Raw genomic sequence first — 21,671 nt, forward strand, 5'->3', positions numbered from 1 at the left:
TTTAATCCTAACAAATATTTTTTAAAGCTTCTTTTGTGCTTAAGGGGTTTAAATTACAATTTGCGACAAACTGCTGCACAGCTTTTGGATCTATTTTGTGTAAAAGCGTTTTCTAAGGCGTGTGTAAATTTCATAAAAAAGTAAATTTGTCATCATTCCGAGCACAATCGACGGACTAAAAACCAACCGCTGTATCGTCACCTCTAAAATCAGCACCACCCTCTAATTTTTTAGTTGGTAAAACCAAAATCGCATCTACTTTTCCTATTACAGGTGTTGTTTTTTCATTGATGATGTATCCTCGGGACTTTAAGGTTTCAAAAGTTTTAGCATCGAAAGTATTAGGCTCAAAAGTGATTAAATCCGGTAACCATTGATGATGAAAACGAGGTGCGTTTACTGCTTGTTGCATGCTGAAATTATACTCAGAAACATTTAAAATCGTTTGCAATACGGATGTAATTATTGTCGAGCCTCCGGGAGAACCCACAACCATGAATAATTTGCCGTTTCTCTCCACAATTGTTGGTGTCATGGAACTTAACATTCGTTTTTGTGGAGCAATACTATTGGCTTCATTTCCCACTAATCCAAACATATTAGGCACACCTGGTTTGGCACTGAAATCATCCATTTCGTTGTTGAGGAAAAATCCCAATTCATCACAATAGTATTTAGACCCGTAACCGTCGTTTAATGTTGTTGTTGCCGAAACAGCATTCCCAAACTGATCTACAATAGAATAATGAGTAGTTTCTGTACTCTCATTATAATTTACTTTTCCTTCTTTTATATCCGATGATAAGGTGGCTTTTTCAAAACTAAAATTCGACATTCTTTGTTTCAAATACGCATCTGCCATTAAGGCTTTTAAAGGAATTTTTACAAAATCAGGATCGCCCAGATAATAACTTCTGTCTGCGTAAGCCCTTCTTTCGGCTTCAACAATAACTTGAATGGCTTCGGTTGAGTTATGTCCCATTTTAGCCAGGTCGAAAGGCGCTATCATTTTGAATATTTCAGCGAGACATATTCCGCCACTGCTTGGTGGAGGCATCGAGATTATCTTTAAATCCTTGTAATCAAAAGTGAGTGGCGTCCTCCATTTGGCTTCGTATTGAGCCAGATCTTCTAAGGTGATGATAGCGCCTTTTTCTTGAAGGTATTTCACTAATATTTCAGCAGTTTTTCCTTTGTAAAATTCAGCTCTGCCATTTTTTGAAATCCTTTTCAACGTAGCTGCCAGCGCAGGATATTGTATTACATCATTTTCTTTGAAAGCAGTTGCAAATAACGTTTTGTTCCCATTTACTTTTATAATTCTATCTCGATAAGCAGCTAGTCGGTCTTCTTGTTTTTTGGTAACAATAACCCCTTTTTCGGCTAATGCAATTACAGGTTTCAGGATGTCTTCAATCGGTAATGAACCTAGTTTTTCATGAACTGCAAAAACACCGGCAATTGTTCCGGGAACTCCAATAGCCAGAGGAGACTCAGTACTTTTTCCTTCTATGACATTTCCTTTTTCGTCCAGAAACATATCTTTCGTGGCTGCTATCGGCGCTTTTTCACGGTAATCTAACGAACCAATTTCACCGTTCGCTTTTCGGTACACCATAAAACCGCCACCACCAAGATTTCCAGCAAACGGATAAGCCACTGCAAGAGCTAATTCGGTTGCCACCATCGCATCAAAAGCATTGCCCCCTTTTCGCATGATTTCAACTCCAATTTTGGACGCTTCTACCCGTGCCGAAACGACCATTGCTTTATCAGCAACCAATCCTGTGGGCTGAACCATTACATTTTGGGTTTTACACCCAATAGAAAGCATACATAATAGAATACTAATTTTTTTCATTTGAATGTATAAATTTAAAAACCAACGGCTTTATTATCACCTCTTTTGTCTGCGCCACCTTCTAATTTTCCATTTGGCAAAACCAAAATTGCATCAACTTCACCAATGATTTCTTTGTTTTTTTCATTGATTAAATAGCTTTTTTTCTTCAGATTATTCAATAATTCTGTATCGAATGAATTGGGTTCAAAAGTAATTTCATCGGGTAACCATTGATGGTGAAAACGTGGGGCGTTTACCGCTTCTTGCATGCTCATATCAAATTCATACACATTTAATATCGTTTGTAACACCGATGTGATAATGGTGGAGCCTCCCGGTGTACCTACAACCATAAAAAGCGTACCGTTTTTTTCGACAATCGTGGGTGTCATGGAACTTAACATTCTTTTTCCGGGAGCAATACTGTTGGCTTCACTTCCAGTGAGTCCATATAAGTTGGGAACACCCGGTTTGGCACTGAAATCATCCATTTGATTATTCAAAAAGAAACCCAATTCGTCACAATATATTTTAGAACCATAGTTATCATTTAAAGTAGTTGTTGCTGAAACTGCATTCCCAGCGGCATCAACAATAGAGTAATGTGTGGTTTGGTTGCTTTCATATCCCTTGATTGCTCCGTGGGCAATATCCGAAGATTTAGAAGCTTTATCAAATGAAAAATCAGCCATTCTTTTTTCTAAATAGGATGGACTTACTAATTCTTTTACCGGAAGTTTTACAAAATCAGGATCACCCAAGAAATAATTCCTGTCCGCGTAGGCTCTTCGTTCTGCTTCAGTAATGACTTGAATCGTTTTTAGGCTGTTGTGTCCCATTTGCGAGAGGTTGAAGGGCTCAATCATTTTCATGATTTGATTCAAACAAATTCCACCACTGCTGGGAGGCGACATCGAGGTGATTTTTAAATTTTTATATTGAAAAGTAATTGGAGTTCGCCACTTGGCTTTATAACTATTAAAATCTTCAATGGTGGTATTTCCGCCTTTTTTAGCAAGAAAAGCAACTAACTTTTGAGCAGTTTCCCCTTTGTAAAATTCATCTCGTCCGTTTTTAGCAATTCGTTTTAATGTTGCTGCCAAAGCGATGTATTTTATAGTATCATTTTCTTTATATACTTTAGAAAATAAACTGTTCTTACCATTACTTTTTATAAAGGAGGCTCTGTGATACGCCAAACTTTCGGCTTGAAATTTAGTGACAATAACACCTCTTTCTGCCAAAGCAATTACAGGTTTGAGAATTTCACTGATTGGTAAAGAGCCATATTTTTTGTGCACTTCAAATATTCCTGCAATGGTACCCGGAATTCCGGATGCCAAAGCAGTCGCAGTACTTTTTCCTTCTATTACATTTCCTTTTTTGTCTAGAAACATATCTTTAGATGCAGCCAAAGATGCTTTTTCCCTGTAATCGATAGCGCCTGTTTCACCATTGGCTTTTCTGAAAACCATGAAACCGCCACCACCAATATTTCCTGCCTGAGGATGTGAAACCGCCAAAGCCAGTTCCATGGCAACCATAGCATCAAAAGCATTACCGCCTTTTTTCATAATTTCAACTCCAATTTGCGACGCTTCTTCACGAGCAGAAACGACCATCGCTTTAGAAGTCACTAAACCTGTTGGTTGAATAGTCTTTTCGTTCAATTTGCAACCAAAAACGGCAAAGGCAAGTAGGAACATTATTTTTTTCATTGTAAAATATATTTTGGTTTTAGGTGTATTGTTTTGGTTGTTTTATATTGTAATACTTTAAATGGTTTGACCACATAGAGACATAGAATTTTAGTTTGTGTGTAAAAAAACTTCGCTTAAAAATAGATTTCATAGACGGATTTAGTTATTCTGTTGGTAAAATTTTATAAAATTCATTAACGAAAGTCTTTTGCCCCTCTTTGAAAATATTATAACAATTAAAATTTATCAAAACACCTTTCGGTGATTTTAATAATTTCATATGATTCAAAAGTTTTGCTTCAAAAGCAGGATGTATTTCTGAGACGGCTTTAAACTCAATAACAATTAAGTTTTCAACTAGCAAATCACATCTAAAATCAGATTCCATGATTTTGCCTTTGTAAATGACAGGTATTTTAAGCTCTGAAATAAAATTAATATTCCGCACCCGTAATTCCTCTTTCATACATTGGTGATAGACGCTTTCTAATAAACCTCTACCCATGATTTTATGAACTTCTATTGCTGCCCCAATAATTTGAAAGCTTAATTCATTTAGATATTTTTGTGTAATCATCCTTTTAGTCCTTTCGAATTATTAATCTTCTTAAAGCGTTGTTGATTTAAATATAATATTGTCTTTGTAATACTACTAAGTAAGTCGAAAGTTTAAAAGTCGTAAAGTCAAAAGAATTAACTTTAAGTAAAATAACTTTAAATCAGATTGTTACATGATTTTATCCTGATTTTAAAATACGACATTATACCATGGTTATTACTTATGTTTGAAAATTATTTTCTAATCTGTCTCTACAAAAAACAAACTTATGTTTCTATGTGGTAAAAAAAATCATTAATCAATTCTTTTTTGTTTTGCAAAAGCGTTCAATTCTTCAAAGAATTGGGTGAACTCCTTTTCAAATTCCGAATAAAATTCTGAAAGCTCATTGGTAGCAAACCGCATTTTAGATTCATTTTTGGTGCGATGGTCCATTTGAGTCAAAATATGCTCAATTCCTTCAACTGTTTGATAACTCACCAGCCAATTTTCTTCCATCATGATAGGCATTAGTCCTTTGGTTCGTTCTGACAAGATTTCATAATTATAATGCAAGGATTGGTAAAATCGTATCACAAAGTCCTCTAGTTTTTCATCGGAATACTTTGTCCAGTTTTTCGCCAAAAAATGATCGTAAAAAACATCAACAATTACACCTGCATAATGATGGTATTTTTCGTGCAATTTTTTGGTACTTTGTCTGAAAAGGGGATGCGCATCGGTGAAAGTGTCTATGGCACGATGCAGAATAATTCCTTTTTGAATTTCTAAAGGAAAACTTTCAAAATGTTTTCCACGAATTCCATCGGCCATGAAATTGCCAATTTTGATTAAATCATTATCACCGGAAAGATAGATGTGTGCTAAAAAATTCATTCGCCTAATTTAGGAATTTAAAAGATGAATTTTGAATTCTAAATGACTTTTATAAACTGTCAATTATTATATTTGTGAACAATCTATAATTTAAAATTCAAAATTTAAAATAATAATCAATGACTTTAATAAAATCAATATCGGGAATACGTGGGACAATAGGCGGTAAAGTAGGGGATAACCTGACACCTGTTGATGCAGTTAAATTTGCCGCGGCGTACGGAACTTGGTTAAAAAAATATATCGGAAAAGAAAAAATTACTGTTGTTGTAGGTCGTGACGCCCGTATTTCGGGACCAATGATTCACAATTTGGTGGTAAATACTTTAATTGGTTTAGGAATCGACGTGATTGATTTAGGTCTATCAACAACGCCAACGGTTGAAGTTGCTGTTCCGTTAGAAAAAGCTGAAGGTGGCATTATCCTTACCGCTTCTCACAATCCAAAACAATGGAATGCCTTGAAATTATTGAATGAAAAAGGAGAATTCCTGAATGGAGAAGAAGGCTTGAAAATTCTTGAAATTGCTGAAGAGGAAGCTTTCGATTTCTCAGATGTGGATAATTTGGGAGAAATTATGATTAACGACGCCTACATGGATATTCATATTGATGAAGTGTTGAATTTACCTTTGGTAGATGTTGATGCAGTAAAAGCAGCTAAATTTAAAGTGGTTGTGGATGGTGTAAATTCTTCTGGAGGAATTATTATTCCAAGATTATTGGAATTAATGGGCGTTGAAGTAGTCGAATTATACTGTGAACCAAATGGTCATTTTCCTCATAATCCCGAACCGTTGAAAGAGCATTTGACTGATATATCAGAATTGGTTGTCAAAGAAAAAGCAGATTTAGGAATCGTGGTAGATCCTGATGTGGATCGTTTGGCTTTCATTTGTGAAGACGGAGAGATGTTTGGTGAAGAATATACTTTGGTGGCTTGCGCCGATTATGTATTGAGTAAAACACCAGGAAATACGGTTTCGAATATGTCGTCTTCTCGTGCGTTGCGTGATGTAACTAATTTGCATAATGGAAGCTATGAAGCCAGTGCGGTGGGTGAGGTAAATGTAGTCGAGTTGATGAAAAAGAACAATGCTGTAATAGGTGGTGAAGGAAATGGCGGAATCATTTATCCGGAACTGCATTACGGTCGTGATAGTTTAGTGGGAGTAGCGCTGTTTTTAACGCATTTGGCTAACAAAAAAATGACAGTTTCGGCTTTGCGTGCTTCGTATCCGGAATATTATATGAGCAAAAACAAAATCGAATTGACGCCACAAATTGATGTAGATGCGATTCTTGTTGCCATGACGGAAAAATATAAAAATGAAGATATTACAACCATTGACGGTGTAAAAATTGACTTTGCTGACAATTGGGTTCACCTTAGAAAATCGAATACGGAGCCAATCATTCGCATTTATACTGAAGCAGCTTCACAAGAGAAAGCAGATGCTTTGGCACTTCGAATTATTGATGAAATAAAAGCAGTGGCTGGAATATCTTAGAAATCTAAAATAAATACGGACAAAAGGCCTGGTTGAATTATTAAACAGGCTTTTTTGATCTGTCCTTGGAACTAAATTAAAGCGTAACCTTTTATTTTAGTCTTCTTTGCAGATGACATTGCAGAGGAATAATTATGATTATTTATGCAATAATAGAGAAAATAATAAAGTATTATTTACTTGAATTATCACTTAATGATTTTCGTTTCATCCTCTTAGGCCCATACCAGAGCCAGAATCCTGTGATTGTAAACAGTAAAAGTGCAAATCCCATGACGGTTGTATAAAATAATTTGAAGAAACCACTACCCGTTTTGAAGTAATCGTCAACAATTGATCCATCGTGTATTTTTTCAATAATATCAGATCTTCGTCTTTCAATATGCAATAATTTTCCTGTTGCTCCGTCTAGTTGAATTCCCCAATAATTCTCAGCAAAAATAAATTTTACCATTCCTTTATCTTTTTTTATTTCAATGCGCTCTAGTTCTAAAGTACTATCTGCTGAAATAGAATCGTGTACAATTTTGCAAGCATTTTTATGCAAACTATCAATAGGAAGCCAGTCTTTAAATTGCACCGAAGTACCTTGATAAGATTTTGATTGCAGTAGTCCGCCACTATTTTTTTTCCAACCTAATAATAGTCCTGTCACGGAAACAATAAAGAAAAATAGGAATAAAAAAGCGCCAGTTGTTTTGTGTAATTTTCTAAAAATCCGGAGTAATTTAGCTTGTCGTTTTCTTGAATTATTTTCGGTCATTTTAATGCACTGTTTTTTATGGTAATTTGGATTAAATTTTTTTATCAGCACATTATAAATAAAGCTATAAAATCTACCTTAGGTGGTAATAAAATAATCCTTAAAAATTTACTCTGAAACTTATATTTGGCGTTAAGCCAAGTGACTTATTGTCTACTTGAATGGCATCATTAGTATCATTTGGATTGACTTTGTAATAGCGATTGATGACATTGTCCTGATTGGAAGCATTGATTACACCGGCTGTAAACGAAGCTTTAATTGATTCAGACAGGTTGAAATTATACTGTAAGGAAGCGTCTAAACGCATGAAATTATCTAAATTTTCATTGTTGGGGTAATCGTAGTTGACCATTGTGGCATTTCCGTCTTGTATGGTTTCATTTCCTGGAATGGGTTTTGTGTACGGTTGCCCGTTTCGCCATACTCCACCAACAGATACTTTTAGATTTTTGATTATATCATAATAAAACCCAATAGAAAAAGAATGTCTTATATCCGCATTATTAGGAAAAATAGAAGGCGTAAAAACAGCAAATTCATAATCATTGATGCTATAGGTGTAACTGAACCAAGCACTATATTTACGAGCTGTTTTATTGGCTAAAAACTCAATTCCTTTTGCTGTATAGCTGCCGTTGGCATTAATAAACTGAAAACTATTATAGAAACCCTGATTAGAAGCCGTTATACCCTTTACCAATTTATAAAATCCAGTAAGCTCAATATTTAATTTTTTTTGATTGAATTCGATTCCAAAAGAGCCTTGTTTACTTGTTGCAATTGGGATATCTTGATTGTTTACTAAAACCCAACGTCTTTTTTCAACACCAAGAAAATCATCTTCAAAATCAATTATTTGTGCTGTAGTTTGATTTTTAAATTCTCCTTCTAGTTTCAGAGCAAAAGTAGTTGATAATTTTTGTCGGATATTTATTCTTGGTTCAATCAAAAATTTATTAAATTTTTGAAAATAATTTACACGCATACCAACTCTAAAATAGGTGTTAGCGTTGTTGTATTCCGCTTCAGAAAACAGGGAGTGATTTAACAGCACATCCTTTTTGGTCCGTTCATATGACGGAGCACTAACGGTAGTTTCGTTTAACATTCCTGTTTCATTAAACTGGTACCCGGATAAAATGATTAGGTGCTTATTTACTTTATAATGGGTATTTAGTTTCACGCCGGTTTCCAGAACTTCATTGGTTTCTGTGAGTCGTTGGTCAGTTTCTACCCTATAATCAGTGGCGTCGATATTGTATTTTGAAAAATAAGTAATCAGGTTGGTACTCCATTTTGAGGTCCATTGTGCTTTCCAGTTTCCTCCGTAACCAATATTATTTTGAGAAAGGGTACTTGCTTTTGTTTCGGTATTGTTCGTAATAGCGTTGCTCTCAGAGTAGGCTAAAGCATTATTGATCCCAATAATATTGGCTCTAAACTGGTGTTTATCATTTAAATCAAAAAGTAATTTAGCGGTAAAATCGTAAAAGTAAAAATCAGAATTAGTATTCTTGTCCGAGCTATCGGCATTGATTTCGCTGTCCTGAAAACTTCTTTCAAAATAATTAGTATAAGTTGGTGTATCGAAAAGATCTGTGATAGAACGGCGTCCTGAGAGGTGAAGTTCTAGATCCTTAGCTAACGGAATGGCAAGAAATGCATCGGCACTGATGAGATTGACGCCGGCACCACCGGAAAATTTGTTCGTCACTACGTCTTTGGTTTGCATGTTAATGGTGCTGGAAACTCCATCACTGTACTCCGCACTAGTTCCGTTTTTGCTGACAGTCACTTTTTCGGTTAGATTTGGATTATAGGCAGAAATCAATCCGAAGAAATGACCGGAATGGTACATTTTGATATTATCCCAAATGACTAGGTTCTGATCGTTAGTCCCACCACGAACATTGATGTTTGCAATGCTTTCATTGGTACTTTCAATTCCGGGGAGTATTTGTATAGATTGTAAAATATCAGGTTCAATAAGTCCAGGAAGAATCCCAAATTTTTTTGTGTTTAAAACGGTACTACCATCTAAAAACTTTTGCAAACCAGGGGTCAAATACACATTAATTAACACTTGGTTCAGCGTTTCGCTTTTTGCTGTAAGAGTAATTTCCAGACAATTAGTACCGGATAAAAACAGTTCTTTAGCAGGGACCTCTTTTATTTCATACCCTAAATAGGATAGCATAATTGTTGAATTCAGAGGTATATTTTGTAATTTAAAGGTGCCGTTTTCAGTCGTAACGGTGCTTCTGGAAGTATTCTTTACCAGTACAGAAGCACCGGAAAGTGGCCTCTTATTCTCTTGGTCAAAGACAGTCCCGCAAACAGCTATTGTTTTATTGATGACTGAAACGGTTATGTACCGCTTGTCTAAAACTTTAAAATTCAGTACTGTTTTAGCATTAAGATAATCTATAACCTGAGGTAATGTGAGTGTAGTTTCAGGTTTTTCAATTGAAACAGCCGCTACATCTTCTACAGCATACGAAAATTTAATATTAAATTGTTTCTCTACAGAAAGGATAAGAGCCGTTAGTGGAATTTTTTTTGATGAATTTTGTCCATAGCATAAGCTCCCGAAACAAAGTAATAACAAAATCAGTCCTTTATTTTTCATCATAATTATAAAATATAACGGTTTTCCCTTCCATTTTATAACTTAATTTAAGTGGAATTGTAATTGCCTGAAGGGCTATATTTTGATCTTTATGTGTAAAACTGCCTGTAAATAACTTAGTTGTATCCAGATTTTGTGTTTTAATTTTTAGATCATATTGACGCTCCAGTTCTGCAATAACCTGATTAAAAGGAACACGGTCAAAACTAGATTCTTCTTGAATCCACGAAGGGTTTTTTGTATTTAAGTCTTGAACTCCTTCTCTGGCATCATTTATAATTCGGAATGTTTTGCCAGGAGGCAATTTAACGATTTGATTTTTGTAGGACACGCTAACTAAGCCTTCATAGCAATTTACTTCAAAATATTTGTTCCGTTTTTTTACATTAAATTGTGTTCCTAAGACAGTAATAATTCCCGAATCTGTTCGCACACTAAAAGTTTGTCCTTTTTTGACTTTAAAAAAGGCTTCTCCGTCTAAAGTTAAATCTCTTTGATCAGCCCATTTTTTGTCGTTAAAAGTTATTTTTGAATCAGAATTTAAGATTACTTCAGAATCATCAGGAAGGTTAAAGGTTTTTGTTTGTGCTATTTGGGTCTCAAATGTCTGAATGTTATTAAAAAACAAAAAATAAGACGACGTCAATAAAACCACTAAAACTGCAGCTACTTTAAACCCTGTTTTAAAATTTAGGGTTCTGACTTTTGTTTCCTTTTTAGACTGATTTCTAGCAGTAAATGCAGCAAAAGCTTCCTGAGCATCTACTTGTGGAGCTTCCATTTTAGAGGCATAATAAGCAATTTTCTCAAGTGTTTGCAAGTCATCAGATTGTTTTAAATCCTCAATTTCTGTACTTGAAAGTGCATCGTCCAACCATTTTAATATTTCTTTTTCGTTTTTCATTTTAATATCGCTATATGTATAAGACAACTAACTTTTAAATTACCCTACGGTAAAAGGGCCACTTATAGGTTTTCTATCTGGGATTTTAATAGTTGCAGTGCAGCCGACATTCTTTTTTCTACAGTTTTTTGAGAAATATCGAGTATTTCAGCAATTTCACGGTACTTTTTGCCATCGATTCGATTCATCAAAAACACTTCTCGTTGCGCTTCACTTAAGGATGCAATTGCTTTAGTAAGTTTTTGTTTGAACTCTTCTTCTTGAAATAAATATTCTGGATTTTGATTATTGGTGTCTAAATTTGGTGTTTCTTTCGCATACTGCAATACTACTTTGTGGTGTTTTATGGTATTCAGAAATAAATTTGATATCGTTGTAAATAAATAAGTCTTTACTTTACTGAAATCAATTTTGGCACAATTCTCCCAAATTTTAGTAAAAGCATCTTGAACTAAATCTAAAGCAGTATCAGTATTACCACATTTATAATAGGCAAAATTAGTTGCTGATTGTACTTGCTTTAAGTAAAAGTCTCTAAAGTGTTTTTCTTCGCAAAGTGTACTTTTTTGGTCGTCCATTTAAAAGGGATTCATTTATTGTAGATTGTAAATGTAATTTTTTTTTCAAAAAGCAGTCAGGTTAATTCGAATTGATTTTTACTTAAAAAAAATATAAAATCGTATAATGCTGTTGTATAGTTATTTATGAATTTTTTTGATAAAAATTTATATTTTTTTTTAAAAATAGAATAGGGTAAAACGGAATGTAGTTGTCTTACTAAAAGAAAGGTGTCAAAAACAGCGCCTCTACAAACAAAAATATATTAAATTTGAACGTTATGAAAAAATTAAAAACGATTACTGGAATAGCATTAATGACTCTATTCGGATTTGCATCTTGTCAAAGTGAAGTGGATAACGAGCAAGGACAAAACCCAAATACAAATGCGGCAAACTCAACTACAGCAAACAATCTGAAACGTACCTCTATGTATGACGGATCATCGGATGATTTTTTAGACGGCACCTCTTGTTCTTCTATTATTCTGCCAGCTTCAGCTAGAGTAAATGGAACGCAAGTTACTCTTTTTAGCCAAGTCAATTATCAACAAGTCATTTCTATCCTTGGACAGTATAATAATGATCAGGATTCTGTAGTATTACAATTTCCTTTAAAAGTTAAATTAAGTAATTATACAGAGGTTAATGTAAGTAACCAAACAGAGTATAATGCTATAATTAATGCTTGTTCCTCCGCACAATCATCTGGTCAGAATGCTATTTCGTCAGTAAATATTAGTTTTCCAATTACTATTTTGACCTATAATTTAAGTGTACAACAAACGGGAAGCGTTGTTATCACATCCGAACAGCAATTATATACGTATATGACTAATATTAGTAGTACGGAATTGTTTTCAGTAAATTATCCAATGTCAGTTACAACCAGTGATGGTTCAAAAACTACAATTTCTAGTGATGCAGAATTGCAAGCTACTATTGTGGCGTCTCTTAAAACAGAAGCAACTAAAGACGAAGCAGCTCAAAATTCAAAAAAATTAGAAACCATTATGGTAAACGGCAAATTCAAAGTAGAATCATTTGTAAGTTCTGGAGTAAATTCAGCAACTAATTACAAAGATTTTACAATAGATTTTGCAAATGATTGGAGTGTAAAAGCGGTAAATAATTTAAATTCAACTGTAAATGGTACGTACGCTGTAAGCTCACAAATAGAAGTCTTTCTTAAATTAAATTTTACAAGTAACGCTTCTTTTAGCTTATTGAATAATGATTGGAAAGTAACTTCTTTTAATGCAACAACGATATCATTACAAAGTTCAACTAATGCAGCGGCGACATTAGTTTTGAAACAAATATAAATTAGACTTTTAAGTTGGGTTTAATTTTTTTAATTTCTCAAAAAACAGTTGTCTTTTTAGGCAGCTGTTTTTTAATAATAAACTTTAATATAAATAGATAATAATGAAAAAAGTACTTGTAATCCTGTGCGTAGGTTTTGCCTTATTGGTATCCTGTTCAAAAGAAAATGATGGAACAGAAGAAATTGAGACTGTTGATCCCATTACTAATAAACAGTCCACAGGTAGTTCTGCAAACGATTTATTATCAGATAAAAAGTTTAAAAGTATGGTTATTGAAGTGGTTTATGTTGCTGGTTTTCAGCCAACCAGTATAGCAATAAATAATTTTGTAGCTTTTCTGGAAGCACGAACGCATAAGCCCAATGGGATTAATATTGTATTGAGATCGATCCCGTCACCAGGGACTTCTCCGTATACCAATGAGGAAATTGTAGCAATTGAAGAAACAAACCGAACAAAATACAATACCTCAAATGAAATTGCCGTTTGGGCCTTTTTTGCAGATGGAGAATCAGCTAGAAATACAAGCAGCGGAGTTGTTTTAGGAACGGCGTATAGAAATACTTCATTTGTTATTTATGAACAAACAATTCATGGGTTAAGCAACAGCACTTTTAAACCCAGCAGAAGCGTATTAGAAACAACTGTCATAACACATGAATTTGGACATATTTTTGGCTTAACAAACTTAGGAACTGCACTGCAAAGCAACCATGAAGATGGGGAACACCCAAAGCATTGTAATATAAAAACGTGTTTAATGTTTTGGTCTGCAGAAACAGGTAGTGGTATTGGAGAGATGGTCTCAGGGGGTACAGCACCACAATTGGATGCACAATGTATTGCAGATCTAAGAGCTAACGGGGGAAAATAATAGGATACATTAAAAACACTATCGATGAAAAAACAAAAATTAATACTCGTGATGCTTTTTGGTATGACACTCGCTGTGAATGCCCAAAATAACTCGAATAATAAATCTTTTGGAGGAATAAAAGGAGGGTATAGTTTATCCTCAGTACAATTTGACGGAAATGCTGAAACAGCTCAACGTCATAGCTTTCATGTGGGGGTTTATGGAGAGTCATTTATAAGCAATAGTTTTTCTGTTCAGCCAGAATTGTTGTATTCCCAACAAGGGTATGTAATTACGAATAGTAGCGGGACATTTACACAAAAGCTAAATTATATCAACCTGCCATTGATGCTTAAAGCCTATCCTTCTAGAAATTTCTTTTTAGAAGTGGGGCCTCAAATTGGATTGGCTGTTTCGCACAGAGAGGAGTTTAACAGTGGGTTTAGTTTATTTGATACTAATCAAGAATTTGAACCTAATAATTTTGACTGGGGAATCAATTTTGGAGCAGGTTTTAAAACGGATTCCGGAATAAGTTTAGGAGTACGCTATCACTTAGGCAAGGGCGATATCTATGAGGAAGGAAAAGCACAAAATCGAGTACTGCAGTTTTCGTTAGGATTTGATTTATAGAAAAAAAAGACAAAAAATGCCCAATATCTATTGGGCATTTTTTGTTTTTTACTCTGAATAAATTTTACGAAAAGGGCTTTATGACAACCGTTTTTAGAACAAAACTTTGTAGATGAGTCCGGCAGTAAAACCTCTTGTAAGTCCATCGGGTCTTACTTCCCGAATTACAAAAGGGGTAGCCAATGATAATTCGATACTATTTTTAGCATTAATAGCATAGGAACCAATCAAATTTCCATTGATGGTGAGTCCATCAGAATTTTGTATGGTTTCTCTTTTTCCAAAAGCATTTTCGAAACTATCCTCGCCTAAATGATAAAGAAATAATACATTAGGTTTGAATGTAAATTTAGTATTAGCGGGCTGAATGGTGTAGGTAGTTCTAAATAGAGCATCTGATTTTCTTTCAAATAAATTAGTAGACGGGAAATCATCCGTATCTGAAAACTCCTTAAAATAAGAGTTTCTGTTATTATTAAAAACAGGAATCTGTATCCCGGTATTGAAATCCCATTTTTTATAAGTAAGATTCAAACCCAAAATAAGGTCAAAAGTTCCCAGACTGGATTGGTAGTCTAACGGAAGCGAAAATTCATTTATTTTTAGATTGGAACTCGTAAAAGGTATTTTAAAACCCATAAGAGTGCTCCATTTTGCGGTAGTTTTAGTTTTCCAGTTATAGTTGCCTATGAAATAGCCATCACCAAAAGCACCACGTTGTCCAAAACTGCCGTTTGCTACAGAATAAGTGATTTTAGAACTGAGTGAAAAGCGTTCGTTTATTGCTCTGGTGTAGGTAAGATAGGATGAAAAATAAGTTACATCTGCTTCTCCGGTGCCAAAAATATTTCCTATTTCGATACCGTTTTTGAAATCAGTTTTTGAGTTTTGAAAGCTGTTTCCTATCGAACAAATTCCTGCATCACTGCATCCTTGAGAATAAGAACTAAAGCCTGAAAACAACCCAACGAGTGCAATTATTATTGTTTTTTTCATAGATAGAAATTTAATTTTGAGACAATTGCGCTACTGCAAAAAGATGACTGTATTGCTGACAATGAATCAGCACATATTTATAATCACTAATTTTTACTTGAGGAGGAATTACATATACTGTTGAAGAGGTTAAATTTCCTAAATTCACAAAATCTGAAGGAGACGCGGTTTTAGATAGATATACTTTTAAATCCGGACCATTGGAAATACTAAAATTGTCCAAGCGCACTTCATTTTGATTCGTATTCAAATACACTTTGGCCGAACCAGAAACCTTAATACCCGATGTAGGCATAAAATCTCCATTAAAAGCCGAGATACTATTTTCAGGAAGTGAGGCTTGTATAGCTGGATCACGCGTCAAATCTCCTTCCACTTCGCAGGAGAGCAGTAAAATAAATACGGGGAGTATAAAAATTTTTTTCATAATCAGGATTTGTTATTGATTATTCAAATGTACAAGGAATGAAAATTAAACTTTGTCGGCTACTTTACATTTAATAGAAGATTAAAAAAATAGAATTCAGTTTCCATAAACTGAAAATCTATTTTTCTATAAAAAAATAATATCTTTGAGCTTAAATCAGGAATTCTATGATAACTAAAGAAGTATCCACCCAATTAGAACAATATTTTCAACAGTTTCGTAAGAATATAATTGGAATTGATCAAGAATTTGAGTCACCTTACGGACCAAAAAAAATTATATACACGGATTGGACCGCCAGTGGTCGTTTGTATCGTCCTATTGAAGAAAAATTAATGAATGAGTTTGGCCCTTTTGTGGCCAATACGCATACTGAAACTACCGTTTCAGGAACTGCCATGACGAAAGCATACCATCAAGCACGCCATATTATCAAACACCATGTGCATGCGAGTAGTGATGATATTTTGATTACTGATGGAACAGGAATGACGGGTGTAGTCAATAAATTTCAACGAATTCTAGGTTTAAAAGTACCCGAAAACCTGAAAGATTTTATTACCATCCCACCCGAAAAAAGACCAGTTGTTTTTATTTCTCACATGGAACACCATAGTAATCAAACGTCTTGGCTAGAAACTATTGCTGATGTTGTAGTAATTCCTTCTACCGAAGACGGATTGTTCAGTATGGAGAATTTAGAATTAGCATTGAAAAAGTACAAAGAGCGACCTTTCAAAATAGCGTCAATAACTTCTTGCTCAAACGTAACGGGAATTAAAACACCGTATCATGAAGTGGCAAAAAGAATGCATCAAAACAACGGACTTTGTTTTGTTGATTTTGCTTGTTCTGGACCATATGTAAAAATTGATATGCATCCGGAAGACATTGAAAATCAGTTGGATGCTATTTTTTTTTCGCCTCATAAATTTTTAGGAGGACCAGGAACCTCCGGAGTGTTAATTTTTAATAAAAAGCTATATCAAAATTTAATACCTGATAATCCTGGCGGAGGAACAGTAAGCTGGACCAATCCTTGGGGAGAGCACAAGTATATTGATAATATTGAAGATCGAGAAGATGGAGGAACTCCTGGCTTTCTTCAGGTTATAAAAATTGCACTGGCGGTTCAATTGAAAGAGCAAATGGGAATTGAGAATATCTTGAAGAGAGAGCATGAAATTGTAGATTATATTTTCTCAGAGATAGGAGCGGTTTCTAATATTAAAATCCTTGCAGGGCAGCATCACGACAGGTTAGGGGTTATTTCTTTTTTTATAGAAGAATTACATTTTAATTTAGGGGTAAAGTTATTGAATGATAAATTTGGAATACAAACTCGTGGCGGGTGTAGTTGTGCCGGAACATACGGACATTTTTTATTGCATGTGGATCAGGAAACCTCACACAAATTAATTGACGAAATTACTCTGGGGGATTTAATCAGAAAACCAGGTTGGATCAGAATGTCTATTCATCCTACATCTACAAATGCCGAAATTGAATTTGTGTGTAACGCAATAAAAGCATTGGCTGAAAAGCATAAAATCTGGGCTTTGGATTATGATTATAATTCGGCCACAAATGAGTTTGTAAATAAAAACACACCTTATTTAGAAGATGAATTGGTAAAAAAATGGTTTTCTATATAAAAGTTGCTGTTTTAAGAAACTAAAAAAATCACATATAATAAACGCTATTGTTTCTAATGTGTGATTTTTTTCTGAATACGGATTACTACCGTTTGTGTTTCCATCGTTTATGAGTCCAGAAATAATATTGAGGAGCTTCCTGAATTTGTTTTTCTACTTCCCGTAAAAAAGTACTAGTGATTTCAAAATCGGGAATGGATTTTGGATCATCTGTTATAGGGACAAAAGTAGCCTCATAAAATCCTCTTTTTACTTTCTTTACTTTTACAAAAAGGACATTGAGATCGTACCGTTTGGCCAGCATTTCAGCACCGGTATGCACTGGTACTTCAATACCCATAAATGTATCCCAGTGAAAGGCTCTATCTAGTTTTGGAGATTGGTCACTGGCTAAGCCATACATGCATAATATTTCTTTTTGTTGATTTTCTGCCATTAACGGGATCGCTCTTTTCGTTTCGACTAATTCTGCATTGTATTTGGATCGAATATCTCGTAGTAATTTATCAAAGTATTTATTGGCAATTTTTTTATAAACGCCTATTCCTCTAAATATTGTTTTTTCATTCACAGATAATAACCATTCCCAACTTGCGTAATGGGAGGCTAATAATACAGTGCTTTTCCCTTTATCCTCATATTCTTTGACTAGTTCAATATTTGTAATTATAAATCTTCGGTTCATTTCAGTAGCTGAAATAGTCATGGTTTTTATCATTTCTAGGAACATATCACACAAATGATGATAGGATTTTTTTTCGACAATAAGACGCTCTCTGTAACTCAGATTAGGAAAAGTAAGGGCTAAATTTTCTCTAACTGTTTTTTTTCGATATCCTATAATATAATAAACAATCAAATAGATACAATCTGAAAACCAGTATAAAATCCGAAAAGGAAGAATAGAAATGACCCACAAAAAGGGAAAGATGAAGATAAAAATAAGAAATTGCATGCCGTGATTTTTTTGACAAATATAAGGCAAAAATATAGATTGATATAAATTTGGACCGCATACAAAATGGTATTTGAGAAAGACTATCTTTACAATTCACAATAAACATATTTTATGAATACCATTTTAATAGCAATAATTGTTGTAAATGTTTTGATTAGTTACAAAGGTTTTAATGACCTTTCTTTTTTTAGAAAATATGAATTCCATATTGGAAGTATTCGTACAGGCGAACAAATACGGCTGTTATCGTCTGGTTTTCTTCACGCAGATATGACTCATTTGATTTTTAATATGTTGACACTATGGTTTTTTGCCCCGGTAGTCATCAGTTATTTAGGGAGTTTTTCATTTATACTAGTGTATTTTGGAAGTTTAATTTTTGGAAGTTTATTGACGGTATTGTTTCATAAAAATGATTATGGGTATAGAGCTGTAGGTGCTTCTGGAGCCGTAACTGGAGTTTTATATTCGGCCATATTGTTACAGCCAGACATGATGTTGGGAATCTTTTTTATCATCCCAATGCCTGCTTATATCTTTGGAATCCTATATTTATTATATTCAATCTACGGAATGAAAGCTAAGAATGATAACATAGGTCATACCGCCCATTTTGGAGGCGCTGTTGGCGGTTATTTGATTACACTTGTCAACGAGCCACAGTTATTAGTGGATCATGCTTTTATGGCAGTTTTATTAGCCATTCCTATAATTATTCTGTTCGTAATGGCAAAAATGGGGAAATTATAATGGCACAACTTTTGAAAAGAAGATAACACAAACGATTAAATAATAAAAAAATGAAAAAAGCACTATTAATCTTGTCTATTTTATTTATTTCAGTGTCCTACGGGCAAGAAATCAAACAAGTTTCTCAAATAAGCGTAAGTGGCGAAGGAAAAGTAAAGGTTATTCCGGATCAAGCAAGTATAACGGTGACTGTTGAAACAAAAGGAAATAATGCCAAAGACGTCAAAAAGCAAAATGATCAAAAGATTGAAGCTGTGCTTAAGTTCATCAAAAAAATGAACTTGGCTCCTGCCGATTATAAAACGCAACGTGTTTCGTTGAACCCACAATACGATTACGAAAAAAAGAAACACAGCTATAATGCAACACAAACAATCGAAATTGTATTAAAGGATTTATCAAAATATGATGAATTGATGGAAGGTTTAGTTGACGAAGGGATTAATAGAATTGATACTGTTGTGTTTGAATCTTCTAAGTTGGCCCAATATCAATCTGAGGCTAGAAAATTAGCTATGAAAGAGGCTAAATTAAAAGCAGAAGATTATGTTTCAGTATTAGGGCAAAAAGTAGGACGTGCCATGATCATATCAGATAATTCACAAAATTATAGCCCACAACCAATGTATGCTGCCATGAAAATGGAAATGAGCGATACTAGCGATTCAAGACAAACGATGGCGATTGGCGAAATCAATATTACGGCTAATGTAATGGTAAGTTTTATTTTAGAATAAAAGAAGTTACAAGTATTAAAAAATTCCGTTCAAAACATCAATTTACTTGAGATTTTTTTGGATTAATTCTCAAAGTAGTATACAAAAAAAACTCTTCAATCGCTTGAAGAGTTTTGTGGGGAGAGCAGGATTCGAACCTGCGAAGTTTACACAGCAGATTTACAGTCTGCCCTCGTTGGCCGCTTGAGTATCTCCCCAAGACTCAATAAGAAGTGCTTATTGTGCTAACTGGATGCAAATATAAAAACTGTTTTCAAGTTTCCAAACTATATTAGTACTTAATTTTACTATTATTTTTAAAGCATTGGTATTGAATAAAATAAAAAAATCTCCACTAGGGAGATTTTTTTTATTTGTACGATATAAAATGTTTATTGTTCTAAAAGCTCAATTATTTTGGCTCTAAGTGCATCTCCTCTTAAATCTTTAGCCACAACATTTCCGGATGCATCCAGGATAAAAGTGGCAGGTATAGATTCTACTTTATACAAAGCAGCAATTGGTTCGTCCCAAAATTTCAAATTTGAAACCTGATTCCAGGTCAACTTGTCTTTAGCAATGGCTTCTTTCCAGGCTTTGGCATCTTTATCTAAAGAAACACCAATAATATTAAGACCCTTACTGTGTAACTCTTTATAAATTGCTACAACATTTGGATTTTCTTGACGACACGGCGCACACCATGAAGCCCAAAAATCAACTATTGTTACTTTTCCTAAACTTTCTTTCAGAGAAATTATTTTCCCTTGAGGATTAGGACCTGAAAAATCTGCTCTTCATTTACCATCAGTAGTTGGAGCAGTAGCTGGAGCGGTAGCGCCTACAGCAGCCGGTGCTTTCATTTCAGCTAGTCTGGTTTTGATAGCAATTCCAGGCTTTGTTTTTTTCAATGCTTCTTCTAAACTGTTGTATAACTTTTCAGATTTTGCAACATCAGCACTAGGATCGTTTAACATTCCTTGGATGATTAGCGCTGAAATAAAAGATTTAGGATGTGTTTCAGCATACGCTAAATACTTTGCTTTTGAAGCAATACCAACTTCTTCTTGAAGTTTAGAAAATTCCTGCATCAAATTATTGATCACAATGGTGTCCTTACTTTGTTGAGCAGCTTCCATTGCTTGCATGTTTTTGTTTTGGAAATCCATTAGTTTCTTTTGAACTTTAGTGATTTCCTCGTTGAAGGTTGCGTATTCGTCATTGTTATACGTTCCTGAAACTTTAGATTTTTGAATACTGTCTTTATTTATGGCAATCGTTACTTCTCCATTTTCTAATATGAAAGGTATTTTAGCCTGAGCCCCTTCTAATTGGATTGTATAAAACGATGGCTCTGTAATAATTCCTTTCATCTCAAATTTACCGTTTTCAACTTTTACGGTATCCTTAGCAATCAGTCCCATGCCATTTGCATCTTGTGTCTCTAAGATAATTGTTTTACCATTTTCAATTCCTGTTGCAGTCCCCGAAATGATGTATTCATCTTTGCCAACTTTGCTACAAGATAGTAAAACAACAGCAGCCGAAAGTAATAAAATTATTTTTTTCATTATTAATTAGTTAAGTTAAGAGTGCAAAAGTATTTAAATTTTTAATTGATATATAATTTTACAACCTAAATTTTTGTTATTATTTTTCATTATTAATTAGGATTTAGCATTTATTTTACAAGTAGTTGTTTTACTTCAGGCTTTGTATATAAAACCTTTTAATAATAATGTATTTTGGGACAATCAATTTTTTTACAACTAAGAATTATAAAAAAAGCGAATAAATAAGATTTAAAACACTTTCTAGACGAGGTGTTTAGGTTTTGTAAGCAGGCGTTTGTGTATCGTTATTTCAGAACTAGACAAGATGAAAATAAAAAAGCATCCTTTTTTTTGAAGGATGCTTTTTTATTTTGGACTTGTCCCGTCCTGAAATAGCGATACACAAAAAGTATCCTAATGGAAAAACATGAAGAAACACGCTATGTGAAGCGGA

General features: G+C 34.1%; 19 protein-coding genes, 1 tRNA gene and 1 pseudogene. 7 read left to right on the plus strand and 14 right to left on the minus strand.

Features of this window, described 5'->3' with window-relative positions; translation table 11 throughout:
• Positions 1 to 175: 175 nt before the first annotated feature.
• From ggt (EKM02_RS10405) to EKM02_RS10420, 4 genes are all read right to left on the minus strand, one after another.
• A complete protein-coding gene (ggt, locus tag EKM02_RS10405; protein WP_126454885.1) occupies positions 176 to 1,861 on the minus strand; it encodes a gamma-glutamyltransferase in 1,686 nt (561 codons plus the stop codon).
• A gap of 14 nt (positions 1,862 to 1,875) precedes the next feature.
• Positions 1,876 to 3,561, minus strand: coding sequence for a gamma-glutamyltransferase (gene ggt, locus EKM02_RS10410; protein WP_126454887.1), 1,686 nt, complete (start codon positions 3,559 to 3,561; stop codon positions 1,876 to 1,878).
• Between the two features lie 145 nt (positions 3,562 to 3,706).
• A complete protein-coding gene (locus tag EKM02_RS10415; protein ID WP_126454889.1) occupies positions 3,707 to 4,120 on the minus strand; it encodes a GxxExxY protein in 414 nt (137 codons plus the stop codon).
• 276 nt (positions 4,121 to 4,396) lie between these two features.
• The gene (locus tag EKM02_RS10420) at positions 4,397 to 4,978 is read right to left on the minus strand and encodes an ACP phosphodiesterase (RefSeq protein WP_126454891.1); all 582 of its coding nucleotides are present in this window, start codon (positions 4,976 to 4,978) and stop codon (positions 4,397 to 4,399) included.
• A 119-nt stretch (positions 4,979 to 5,097) separates the two neighbouring features.
• Here EKM02_RS10420 and glmM point away from each other — a divergent pair, with 119 nt between their 5' ends.
• Positions 5,098 to 6,489, plus strand: a complete 1,392-nt coding sequence (gene glmM, locus EKM02_RS10425) for a phosphoglucosamine mutase (protein WP_126454893.1) — start codon at positions 5,098 to 5,100, stop codon at positions 6,487 to 6,489.
• Between the two features lie 172 nt (positions 6,490 to 6,661).
• Here glmM and EKM02_RS10430 read toward each other — a convergent pair whose 3' ends face one another.
• From EKM02_RS10430 to EKM02_RS10445, 4 genes are all read right to left on the minus strand, one after another.
• Positions 6,662 to 7,252, minus strand: a complete 591-nt coding sequence (locus EKM02_RS10430) for a PepSY-associated TM helix domain-containing protein (RefSeq protein WP_126454895.1) — start codon at positions 7,250 to 7,252, stop codon at positions 6,662 to 6,664.
• Positions 7,253 to 7,352: 100 nt separating this feature from the next.
• Entirely contained in the window at positions 7,353 to 9,887 is a 2,535-nt protein-coding gene (locus EKM02_RS10435; protein WP_126454897.1) for a TonB-dependent receptor, read from the minus strand.
• Positions 9,874 to 10,788 (minus strand): FecR family protein, encoded by a 915-nt coding sequence (locus EKM02_RS10440; protein WP_126454899.1) that lies wholly within the window; start codon positions 10,786 to 10,788, stop codon positions 9,874 to 9,876. Before EKM02_RS10440 ends, EKM02_RS10435 begins: the two co-directional genes overlap by 14 nt.
• Positions 10,789 to 10,850: 62 nt before the next feature.
• Positions 10,851 to 11,366, minus strand: coding sequence for an RNA polymerase sigma factor (locus EKM02_RS10445; protein WP_126454901.1), 516 nt, complete (start codon positions 11,364 to 11,366; stop codon positions 10,851 to 10,853).
• Positions 11,367 to 11,626: 260 nt separating this feature from the next.
• On the opposite strand from EKM02_RS10445, the gene EKM02_RS10450 reads away from it, so the two are divergent.
• The 3 genes from EKM02_RS10450 to EKM02_RS10460 all read left to right on the plus strand — a co-directional run bounded on the left by EKM02_RS10450 (position 11,627) and on the right by EKM02_RS10460 (position 14,162).
• Positions 11,627 to 12,670: a hypothetical protein gene (locus tag EKM02_RS10450; RefSeq protein WP_126454903.1), complete on the plus strand. Its 1,044-nt coding sequence runs from the start codon at positions 11,627 to 11,629 to the stop codon at positions 12,668 to 12,670.
• Positions 12,671 to 12,773: 103 nt separating this feature from the next.
• Complete coding sequence (locus EKM02_RS10455; RefSeq protein ID WP_126454905.1) at positions 12,774 to 13,547, plus strand: membrane metalloprotease; 774 nt, start codon at positions 12,774 to 12,776, stop codon at positions 13,545 to 13,547.
• Positions 13,548 to 13,571: 24 nt separating this feature from the next.
• The gene (locus EKM02_RS10460) at positions 13,572 to 14,162 is read left to right on the plus strand and encodes a porin family protein (RefSeq protein ID WP_126454907.1); all 591 of its coding nucleotides are present in this window, start codon (positions 13,572 to 13,574) and stop codon (positions 14,160 to 14,162) included.
• Positions 14,163 to 14,255: 93 nt separating this feature from the next.
• On the opposite strand, the gene EKM02_RS10465 is transcribed toward EKM02_RS10460, so the two are convergent.
• Both EKM02_RS10465 and EKM02_RS10470 read right to left on the minus strand, forming a co-directional pair.
• Positions 14,256 to 15,158 carry a hypothetical protein gene (locus EKM02_RS10465; protein ID WP_126454909.1) on the minus strand — a complete coding sequence of 301 codons (903 nt, stop codon included), beginning with the start codon at positions 15,156 to 15,158 and terminating at the stop codon, positions 14,256 to 14,258.
• Between the two features lie 10 nt (positions 15,159 to 15,168).
• Positions 15,169 to 15,585: a DM13 domain-containing protein gene (locus EKM02_RS10470; protein WP_126454911.1), complete on the minus strand. Its 417-nt coding sequence runs from the start codon at positions 15,583 to 15,585 to the stop codon at positions 15,169 to 15,171.
• A 167-nt stretch (positions 15,586 to 15,752) separates the two neighbouring features.
• Here EKM02_RS10470 and EKM02_RS10475 point away from each other — a divergent pair, with 167 nt between their 5' ends.
• On the plus strand, positions 15,753 to 17,240 hold the full coding sequence (locus tag EKM02_RS10475) for an aminotransferase class V-fold PLP-dependent enzyme (protein WP_126454913.1): 1,488 nt from the start codon (positions 15,753 to 15,755) through the stop codon (positions 17,238 to 17,240).
• A gap of 85 nt (positions 17,241 to 17,325) precedes the next feature.
• Here the strand turns inward: EKM02_RS10475 and EKM02_RS10480 are convergent, their stop codons facing one another.
• Complete coding sequence (locus EKM02_RS10480; RefSeq protein ID WP_126454915.1) at positions 17,326 to 18,195, minus strand: lysophospholipid acyltransferase family protein; 870 nt, start codon at positions 18,193 to 18,195, stop codon at positions 17,326 to 17,328.
• Between the two features lie 114 nt (positions 18,196 to 18,309).
• On the opposite strand from EKM02_RS10480, the gene EKM02_RS10485 reads away from it, so the two are divergent.
• Complete coding sequence (locus tag EKM02_RS10485) at positions 18,310 to 18,948, plus strand: rhomboid family intramembrane serine protease (RefSeq protein ID WP_126454917.1); 639 nt, start codon at positions 18,310 to 18,312, stop codon at positions 18,946 to 18,948.
• Between the two features lie 50 nt (positions 18,949 to 18,998).
• Positions 18,999 to 19,685: an SIMPL domain-containing protein gene (locus tag EKM02_RS10490; RefSeq protein ID WP_126454919.1), complete on the plus strand. Its 687-nt coding sequence runs from the start codon at positions 18,999 to 19,001 to the stop codon at positions 19,683 to 19,685.
• A gap of 116 nt (positions 19,686 to 19,801) precedes the next feature.
• On the opposite strand, the gene EKM02_RS10495 is transcribed toward EKM02_RS10490, so the two are convergent.
• From EKM02_RS10495 to EKM02_RS10505, 3 genes and pseudogenes are all read right to left on the minus strand, one after another.
• Positions 19,802 to 19,882: transfer RNA gene (locus tag EKM02_RS10495), tRNA-Tyr, on the minus strand.
• Between the two features lie 174 nt (positions 19,883 to 20,056).
• Positions 20,057 to 20,443: pseudogene (locus EKM02_RS10500) on the minus strand (TlpA family protein disulfide reductase); the annotation flags it as partial.
• Between the two features lie 18 nt (positions 20,444 to 20,461).
• Complete coding sequence (locus tag EKM02_RS10505) at positions 20,462 to 21,235, minus strand: DUF4369 domain-containing protein (protein ID WP_126454923.1); 774 nt, start codon at positions 21,233 to 21,235, stop codon at positions 20,462 to 20,464.
• Between the last annotated feature and the right edge of the window lie 436 nt (positions 21,236 to 21,671).

Origin of the sequence: Flavobacterium sp. RSP49, from assembly GCF_003968735.1 — a bacterium.
GTDB lineage: Bacteria > Bacteroidota > Bacteroidia > Flavobacteriales > Flavobacteriaceae > Flavobacterium.

What these genes read in the sequence shown, in the direction of transcription:
- ggt (WP_126454885.1), bottom strand. Translation starts at nt 1,861, where the DNA reads ATGAAAAAAATTAGTATTCTATTATGTATGCTTTCTATTGGGTGTAAA.
- ggt (WP_126454887.1), bottom strand. Translation starts at nt 3,561, where the DNA reads ATGAAAAAAATAATGTTCCTACTTGCCTTTGCCGTTTTTGGTTGCAAA.
- EKM02_RS10415 (WP_126454889.1), bottom strand. Translation starts at nt 4,120, where the DNA reads ATGATTACACAAAAATATCTAAATGAATTAAGCTTTCAAATTATTGGG.
- EKM02_RS10420 (WP_126454891.1), bottom strand. Translation starts at nt 4,978, where the DNA reads ATGAATTTTTTAGCACACATCTATCTTTCCGGTGATAATGATTTAATC.
- glmM (WP_126454893.1), top strand. Translation starts at nt 5,098, where the DNA reads ATGACTTTAATAAAATCAATATCGGGAATACGTGGGACAATAGGCGGT.
- EKM02_RS10430 (WP_126454895.1), bottom strand. Translation starts at nt 7,252, where the DNA reads ATGACCGAAAATAATTCAAGAAAACGACAAGCTAAATTACTCCGGATT.
- EKM02_RS10435 (WP_126454897.1), bottom strand. Translation starts at nt 9,887, where the DNA reads ATGATGAAAAATAAAGGACTGATTTTGTTATTACTTTGTTTCGGGAGC.
- EKM02_RS10440 (WP_126454899.1), bottom strand. Translation starts at nt 10,788, where the DNA reads ATGAAAAACGAAAAAGAAATATTAAAATGGTTGGACGATGCACTTTCA.
- EKM02_RS10445 (WP_126454901.1), bottom strand. Translation starts at nt 11,366, where the DNA reads ATGGACGACCAAAAAAGTACACTTTGCGAAGAAAAACACTTTAGAGAC.
- EKM02_RS10450 (WP_126454903.1), top strand. Translation starts at nt 11,627, where the DNA reads ATGAAAAAATTAAAAACGATTACTGGAATAGCATTAATGACTCTATTC.
- EKM02_RS10455 (WP_126454905.1), top strand. Translation starts at nt 12,774, where the DNA reads ATGAAAAAAGTACTTGTAATCCTGTGCGTAGGTTTTGCCTTATTGGTA.
- EKM02_RS10460 (WP_126454907.1), top strand. Translation starts at nt 13,572, where the DNA reads ATGAAAAAACAAAAATTAATACTCGTGATGCTTTTTGGTATGACACTC.
- EKM02_RS10465 (WP_126454909.1), bottom strand. Translation starts at nt 15,158, where the DNA reads ATGAAAAAAACAATAATAATTGCACTCGTTGGGTTGTTTTCAGGCTTT.
- EKM02_RS10470 (WP_126454911.1), bottom strand. Translation starts at nt 15,585, where the DNA reads ATGAAAAAAATTTTTATACTCCCCGTATTTATTTTACTGCTCTCCTGC.
- EKM02_RS10475 (WP_126454913.1), top strand. Translation starts at nt 15,753, where the DNA reads ATGATAACTAAAGAAGTATCCACCCAATTAGAACAATATTTTCAACAG.
- EKM02_RS10480 (WP_126454915.1), bottom strand. Translation starts at nt 18,195, where the DNA reads ATGCAATTTCTTATTTTTATCTTCATCTTTCCCTTTTTGTGGGTCATT.
- EKM02_RS10485 (WP_126454917.1), top strand. Translation starts at nt 18,310, where the DNA reads ATGAATACCATTTTAATAGCAATAATTGTTGTAAATGTTTTGATTAGT.
- EKM02_RS10490 (WP_126454919.1), top strand. Translation starts at nt 18,999, where the DNA reads ATGAAAAAAGCACTATTAATCTTGTCTATTTTATTTATTTCAGTGTCC.
- EKM02_RS10505 (WP_126454923.1), bottom strand. Translation starts at nt 21,235, where the DNA reads ATGAAAAAAATAATTTTATTACTTTCGGCTGCTGTTGTTTTACTATCT.